General features: G+C 63.0%; 6 protein-coding genes. 3 read left to right on the plus strand and 3 right to left on the minus strand.

Annotated elements, in window-relative coordinates:
- Positions 1 to 119: 119 nt before the first annotated feature.
- On the minus strand, positions 120 to 983 hold the full coding sequence (gene phhA / locus ACHWRX_RS14555; protein WP_394659721.1) for a phenylalanine 4-monooxygenase: 864 nt from the start codon (positions 981 to 983) through the stop codon (positions 120 to 122).
- Between the two features lie 93 nt (positions 984 to 1,076).
- On the opposite strand from phhA, the gene ACHWRX_RS14560 reads away from it, so the two are divergent.
- Entirely contained in the window at positions 1,077 to 1,559 is a 483-nt protein-coding gene (locus ACHWRX_RS14560; RefSeq protein WP_394659722.1) for an Lrp/AsnC family transcriptional regulator, read from the plus strand.
- Positions 1,560 to 1,783: 224 nt separating this feature from the next.
- Positions 1,784 to 3,076 (plus strand): MFS transporter, encoded by a 1,293-nt coding sequence (locus ACHWRX_RS14565; protein ID WP_394659723.1) that lies wholly within the window; start codon positions 1,784 to 1,786, stop codon positions 3,074 to 3,076.
- A gap of 14 nt (positions 3,077 to 3,090) precedes the next feature.
- On the opposite strand, the gene ACHWRX_RS14570 is transcribed toward ACHWRX_RS14565, so the two are convergent.
- Both ACHWRX_RS14570 and ACHWRX_RS14575 read right to left on the minus strand, forming a co-directional pair.
- On the minus strand, positions 3,091 to 4,851 hold the full coding sequence (locus ACHWRX_RS14570; RefSeq protein WP_183616370.1) for an SLC13 family permease: 1,761 nt from the start codon (positions 4,849 to 4,851) through the stop codon (positions 3,091 to 3,093).
- 93 nt (positions 4,852 to 4,944) lie between these two features.
- A complete protein-coding gene (locus ACHWRX_RS14575; RefSeq protein ID WP_394659724.1) occupies positions 4,945 to 6,534 on the minus strand; it encodes an ABC-F family ATP-binding cassette domain-containing protein in 1,590 nt (529 codons plus the stop codon).
- Between the two features lie 229 nt (positions 6,535 to 6,763).
- On the opposite strand from ACHWRX_RS14575, the gene ACHWRX_RS14580 reads away from it, so the two are divergent.
- On the plus strand, positions 6,764 to 7,290 hold a 527-nt coding region (locus ACHWRX_RS14580), incomplete at its 3' end, for a type 1 glutamine amidotransferase (RefSeq protein ID WP_394659725.1).

Here is a 7,290-nt window from a genome sequence, read left to right on the forward strand (position 1 = left end):
GTGAACTCGACGAACTCGAAGCCGTTAAGGCCCAGCGGATTGGTCTGGTCGGACATGGGCGGTTCCTCTCGATATTCTAGATAAGGCGTGGCTGGCGCGATGAAAGCGAGCGGCGCATCTCAGGCCCCCGCCTTGGCGTTCGCGTAGGCCTGTGTGCCTTGGGTGAAGACCGCATCCTGCGGCAGGATGGTGGTGATCGCGTGGTCGGGCGCGCCTTCCAACTCGCGATATAGCGGCGCGAAGTCGGTCTCGACCGTCTGCTTCAGCAGGTCCTCGAAGCTGTCGATGACGAAGTAGGTCTGTTGATAATCATCGATCCGATAGGGCGTGCGCATCAGGCGCTTCAAGTCGAAGCCCAGCCGGTTGGGCGAAGGATCGTCCAGCGCGAATATGGATTCCCCATGCGAGGAAACGATCCCCGCGCCATAGAGCTTGAGGCGATCACCCTGGCGGATCAGGCCGAACTCCACGGTGTACCAGTAGAGCCGGGCCAGGCGATTGATCGCCCCCAGGCCGTCGGCCCGCAGGCCACCTTCGCCGTAAGCCTGCATGTAATCGGCGAACACGGGATTGGCGAGTAGCGGCACATGGCCGAACACGTCATGAAAGATGTCCGGCTCTTCCAAATAGTCCAGCTGCTCCGGCGTGCGGATGAAGCGGCCCGCCACGAAACGCCGGTTCGCCAGATGCTCGAAAAAGACCCGATCCGGCACCAGGCCAGGCACCGCGACGACTTGCCAGCCGGTGGCTTTCATCAACCGCTCGGACAGCTCCTCGAAATCTGGGACTCCCGCCTTGGACATGCGCAGCACATCAAGGCCATCGATGAACTCATCTACCGCCCGCCCTGGCAGCATCTTCGATTGCCGCTCGAACAAGTGATTCCACATCGCGTGTTCGGCTGCGCTATAGGCCTGCCAGTCCTGCGGCACCGTCCAATCGGCAGCTGCGCCTTCGGGGGGAGATGATGCGATATGCGACATACCACGTTGTCGCACGAAATGGCTGAAATGAAATTTCTAAGTCAGCCATAAAGCGGCCTTCTCCGATGAAATATCATCAGATATAACGCGTATATGAAAGATATCAATCAATTCGATCCGATTGATCGCAGAATACTCACGCTCCTGCAGCAGGACGCCTCGATCAGTCACGTCGACCTGGCGCAGCATGTAGGGGCGTCAACTGCGTCATGCTGGCGGCGTATCAGGGCGCTGGAGGAAGCGGGCGTGCTCAGCCGGCCGGTACGCCTGGTCGACCCGGAAAAGGTCGGGCGCGGTGTCAATGTGATTTGCCACATCCGGATGCGATCGCACGCGCAGGACGCGCGCAAGGCGTTCGAGGACTTCGTGGCCGAGCGGCCGGAAGTGGTGGAGAGCTTCTCGATGTCAGGCGAATGGGACTACCTGCTGCGCATCGTCGTCGCCGACGTGGCGGGCTACAACATGTTCCTGATGCAGACCATGCTGGGCCATCCTTCCGTTGCCGGAGCGGCTTCTCATTTTGCCTTGTCGATGACGAAGTACACCACCGCGATCCCGATCGCCGACAGGGGCTGAGGCCCAGTGTTTGTTGCTGGCGCCACATTGTTCCCGCCAGGCCGAAATTGCCGTTTCTCTACGTGGATGGGATGTCACTCGAAGTAAGCATATAACAATTAAGCAAATTTCCCGGGGTATCGCTCGCGATTCCCATCGCCACGTAGCCTTAAAATATTTTATGATGTTGCTGGCTCGAAACAGCCGCACCGGGTGTTCAATCGCGGATATCTCGGAGCGTTTCGATGGCAACGGTTGCACTGACGGATTTCAAACCCGCCACGGGTGATGACACAAAGCGTGCCAAAAACGCCCTGCAGGCGCTCAACTTCTTCATGGCTGATATGCAGGCCGGCATCGGGCCATTCCTGGGCGTGTTCCTGCAACAGCGCGGCTGGACCTCGGGACCGATCGGGACGGTGATGACCGTGGGCGGCGTCGCCGGCATGCTGATGACCGTTCCGGCAGGAGCTTTCATCGATCATACCGAAAAGAAGCGTCTCGTCGTCATCGTCACCGGCATTTGCACGGTGATGGCGTCTTTCCTCATTCTTCTGTCGCAATCGGGACTGGTGGTGACCTTCAGCCAGGTGGCCACCGCGATCGCGGGGGCGGCGATCGGGCCAGCCGTCGCGGGCATGACCTTGGGCGTGGTGCGGCAAAAGGGCTTCAATGCCCAAAATGGCCGCAATCAGGCCTGGAACCACGCCGGTAACGTGGTGGGCGCGGGTCTATCCGGTTGGCTTGGTTGGAAATACGGCATGCCGGCGATCTTCTATCTGGCGGCCGTGTTCGGCGCTTTGGCGATCATCACCGTGCTCATGATTCCGGAGAAAGCGATCGACCATCGGGCAGCGCGGGGTTTGGAACGCGGTGATGACGCCGCTGATGAGCCCGAGGGAGGCGGCAAGGCCGAAGGGTTCCGCACGCTGTTGCAAAACAAGCCGATGCTGGTGCTGGCGGCGGCCCTCGCCTGCTTCCACTTGGGCAATGGCGCGATGTTGCCGCTTTACACCCTGGCAGTCGTGGGGGCGGGCAAAGGCAACCCCGCGCTGTTTACGGCCACCGTTGTCGTGGTGGCGCAAGCGGTGATGATCGTCGCCTCGCTGCTGGCGATGAAGATGTCAGCGGGGAAGGGGTACTGGTTGGTGCTGCTGATATCGTTTGCCGCGCTACCGCTTCGTGGGCTGCTGGCGGGTACATTCATCGAGCATTGGGGCGTGTGGCCCGTCCAGGCGCTGGACGGCATTGGAGCGGGCCTTCAAAGCGTGGCTGTGCCGGGCCTAGTGGCTTGTCTGCTCAGCGGCACCGGGCGCGTCAACGTGGGCCAAGGCGCGGTGATGACCATTCAGGGCGTCGGCGCATCGCTCAGCCCGGCGATCGGTGGCTGGCTGGCCGAGGTGCTGGGGTATCACGTGGCCTTCTACGTGCTGGGCAGCTTTGCCCTGATCAGCCTAGCGCTGTGGATCGGCTTTGGTGCCATGCTGCGGCCCGCTTGCTCGGGAACGCGTGAGACAAGCCGCCGTCAGCCAGCATAATCGCTACACTGCGCTTACAGCGGCCAGGTCCAGAGGATCAGCGGCGTCCCCACTGCCAGCACCAGCAGCGATAACGGCGCGCCCAATCGGGCATAGTCACTGAACTTGTAGCCACCAGGGCCGAATACCAGCGTGTTGCACTGATGGCCGATCGGGGTGAGGAAGTCGCATCCCGCGCCAATCGCCGTCGCGATCAGGAACGCCTCCGGGCGATAGCCCAGGTCGCTGGCGAAGACCGCGGCGATGGGGGCCATAACCAGTACGGTCGCCGCATTGTTCAGGAATGGCGTGACGGCCATCGCCGCCGCCAGGATCAGCATCACCGCGCCCCACGGCGGTAAAGTGGCGGCCAGATGCGATAGCTGCGTGGCGATGACATCGGACGCGCCGGTGCTCTGCAACGTGGCGCTGACGGGGATCAGCGCGCCCAGCATGATCAGGATCGGCCACTCGATGGCTTCGTAAGCATCGCGCACCGGCAGCGCTCCGGTCACCAGTATCAGGCCGGCGGCAGCGAAGAACGCTATGGCGACGGGCACAAGACCGGTCGCCGTCGCCGTCATGGCGGCCGCCAGGATGATCACGGCCAGCCAACCGCGCCGCGCTGTACCCAGGCGGATCTGACGCTCGGCGATCGGCAGCACGCCCAGCTCGCGCAATCGCTCGGGCATCATATCAAGCGCGCCTTGCAGCACGATCACGTCGCCGGCCCGCAGGATGCTTTGTCCCGGCTCTTTAGCGAGCTTTTCACCTTCGCGCGAAATGGCGATCAGCCGCAGCCGCAATCGGTCCTGCAACCGCATCCGCGCGGCGGATCGATCGACCAGTGCCGACCCGGCCATGATCACGCCCTCCACCACGCCAGTATCGTCGTCCTGCTGCTCTTTGTCCTGGCCGGTCAGGATCAGCCCGTCGCGTGCGATGACGCGCTCCAGCGCATCGGGCTCACCGGTAAGGACGAGGACGTCGCCCGCTTCCACCACCATCTCGGAATGAGCTTCCTTGCTGTGGCCGCCGCGCTGGATCGCGGTAACGTCGACATCGTGGTCATGGCGGGCGACGAAATCAGCCAGGGTCTCCCCGATGCTCTGGTTGATAGGTGGGACTCGCGCCGCCGTTTCGTAGGAGGAAAGGTTCAGCGCCTGTCCCATGGAGACCGTGCCCTGCCGGTCGGATGGCAGGAGGCGATAGCCCAGGCGCAGGAATAAGAGGCCCACGATCAGCAGACCCAGTCCGGTCGGCAGATAGTCAAACATGCCGAACGGCTGTCCTGTCATCTCCTCTCGCACGCGACTCACGATGATGTTGGGCGATGTGCCGACCAGCGTCATCAAGCCACCCAGAAGCGAGGCAAACGACATCGGCATCAGGAAAACCGAGGGATTGGTGTCGCTCTTACGGGCGAACTGCGTGGCTGCCGGCATCAACATGGCCAGCGCGCCGACGTTTTTGACCAGACCGGAAGCCAGCCCGACGCAGGAAGTCAGCAGCAGCAGTTGTGAACCGACCCGCCTGATCCGCTGGGACAGATAAGCGACCGCGTCTTCGATCAAACCGGAACGCTGCACTGCGGCTGAGATGACCAGCGCCGAGCCGACGATGATCACGATGTCATCCGAAAAGCCGGTGAAGGCCTGATCCGGCTTCACCAGGCCAAGCGCTATGGCGCACAGCAACGCAATTATCGCGGTCACGTCGTAACGAAAGCGTTCCCACAGGAACAAGGCCATCATGCCAAAAAGGACGGCTACGGACAGCCACTGTTCAACGGTCATCGCACCTCGCGAAAGGAAGCTTAGGGTGTGGCAACCCACCGGCTCGAAGCAAGTGCCAGAGCAGGCCGTGTTTTTTCGCGGCGCGCCAAGCCATCAATGGAGAATTGGGGCGTCTACCCTTACGCTGCCCGTCAGATTCAGCGCTTTTAGAAAGCGGGTATCGTGACTTGCGACGAGCAGCGCCCCGTCGAACGATCGCAACGCCTGTTCCAGGGTCTCGATCGATTCGATATCCAGATGGTTGGTCGGTTCATCGAGGATGATCATCCAGGGTGATGCGGGTTCGGACAAGGCGGCGGCAAGGCCCGCACGCAACAACTCTCCGCCAGAGAAGGTGCCGACGATGCGCTCCGCCTCGCGATTGCGGAAGGCGAAGCGCGCGCAGGCGGCGCGAACCGCCTCTTCGTCCAGCGTCGGATGCAGTCTTTTCAGGTTGCCGACCAGCGTGTCATGCCGATCCAGCGCACCAACCTGCTGGTCGAGCATGACGATCCGTTCCCGCCGACTCCGAACGAGGCCGCTCGACGGCAAGATTTGGCCGGCGATCAGCCGCAGCAAAGTGGATTTGCCGGCGCCGTTAGGCCCGGTGACGGCCAGTCGCTGCGGTCCTTGCACGGTCAGTGTCCAAGGACCCAATGTGCGATCGCCCAGTTGCACGGTCGCTTGTTCGAGGATGACGATCTCGGACGAAGCGGGCAGTCCGCTTGCTGGCAGGTCTATCGTCAGCGGCGTCAGTATTTCGACCCGCGTACGCGCCTCATCCCGGTCGCGGGTTGCCTCGTCGATCTGCGCCTTGGCCAGACGCCGGGCCTGACCGCCGCTGTTCTCCGCGCGCTGCGCTTGTGCACCCAGCAGGATCTTGGGTTCAGAGCCTTTCGCGGCGAACGCGCGCCCCGCCTTGTCCCGGCGCTGCTTGGCTTCGCGCGCCGTTTGCGCCGAAGCGCGCGCAGCCTTTAGCGCCGCTTCACCACGTGTCAGTTCATCCCGCGCAGCCGCGCGCTCAGCCTCGCGGATCGCGGCGAAAGCGGACCATCCTCCGCCGACGATGCGATTGCCGATCGTGCGCAGCTCGACAACGCGATCCATGCCTTCCAGAAGGGCACGATCGTGGCTGGCCACCACCACGCCGCCACGCCACTTCGCGATGAGCCGAGCGATGGCTTCGCGTCCCATGAGGTCGAGGTTGTTGGTCGGCTCGTCCAGCAGCAGCAGATCGGGCGGCGCAATCAGCAGGCGGGCCATGCCGATCCGCGTCTGCTCGCCGCCCGAAAGCGTACCCATCAGCCGCTGCAAATCGATGCCGCCCAGCGCGACTTGATGGAGGGCGCTATCGATGGCGGCAGGCAGGGCCCAGTCGGCCGCGTCGAAATCGGCTGCATCGCCGTGACCCGCCTCGATCCGCGAAAGGATCGCGAGAGGTTGGGCGACGCCGATCGCGTCGGCCACCGTTTGATCCGGGTGCCAGGCTTGGGCCAGCATTCCGATAGTGCCTGTGCAAAGCACGGTGCCGGCCAGCGGCGTCACTTCGCCCGTGGTGATGCGCAGCAGGGTGGACTTGCCCGAGCCGTTGCGTCCCACCAAGCCAACGCGTTCAGCGCCGACGGACAGCGTCAGGTCATGGAAAAGCGGCCGCCCGTCAGGCGTGGCAGCGCAAAGATTCGAAAGCGTGAGGAAGCTGGACATGGGCACCGTAGACAACAGGGAAGGCAGGGCGGTTTGCGCTGATCTTCAACTGGTACACGGTGCAGGCATCCTTGATTGCGAACGCACCCTTAGCGCCGGACCGCACAAATTTCCAGCTTTGTCAGTTTGCGCCCGCCGCCTTGGGCGCACCATCGGGCAGGGCACCTGTTGGGCGCCGCCGCGTTCTTGGGGGCTATCCTCTGATCCCTCCCATCGCTGAAAGTCGAACATGCCCAGATATCTGGTCGCGCAAAGTGAATTGCCGGAGGAGCGTGCAGACCGGCGCGAACGGGCGGGGAAGAGCGCGGGAGAAACCTACAAGGCCACGTTATTACAATTGAGGCCCGGAGCGGACGTCATGATTGTCTCTCCGGCGGACGAGGATGCGCCCGCTTACAGTCAGGAAGAATTGGCCGCTTTCGACGCCGTGTTTCTTACCGGGTCACCCATGCACGTCTATCGCGAAACCAGCGAGGTTGCGCGGCAACTGATGTTCATGCGCGCGGTTTTTGCTTCTGGCACGCCATCATTCGGTTCATGCGCGGGGCTGCAAGTGGCGGTAGCGGCTGCGGGCGGATCGGTGCGAAAGATGCCGCAACGCATGGAAGCCGGGTTGGCCCGGCGCATCTCCGCTACCCCGGCTGGAAAGGATCATCCTTTGCTGACCGGCAGGCCAGGTTCCTGGGATGCGCTGGCGATCCATGGCGATGAAGTGGAGGCGCTGCCGCCCGGTGGCGTCCTGCTAGCCTCGAACGA

The sequence above is a fragment of the uncultured Novosphingobium sp. genome (assembly GCF_964277725.1).
Lineage (GTDB): Bacteria > Pseudomonadota > Alphaproteobacteria > Sphingomonadales > Sphingomonadaceae > Novosphingobium > Novosphingobium fluoreni.

Coding starts and splice junctions, on each gene's coding strand:
- ACHWRX_RS14570 (WP_183616370.1), bottom strand. CDS start 4,851: ATGACCGTTGAACAGTGGCTGTCCGTAGCCGTCCTTTTTGGCATGATG.
- ACHWRX_RS14575 (WP_394659724.1), bottom strand. CDS start 6,534: ATGTCCAGCTTCCTCACGCTTTCGAATCTTTGCGCTGCCACGCCTGAC.
- ACHWRX_RS14560 (WP_394659722.1), top strand. CDS start 1,077: ATGAAAGATATCAATCAATTCGATCCGATTGATCGCAGAATACTCACG.
- phhA (WP_394659721.1), bottom strand. CDS start 983: ATGTCGCATATCGCATCATCTCCCCCCGAAGGCGCAGCTGCCGATTGG.
- ACHWRX_RS14565 (WP_394659723.1), top strand. CDS start 1,784: ATGGCAACGGTTGCACTGACGGATTTCAAACCCGCCACGGGTGATGAC.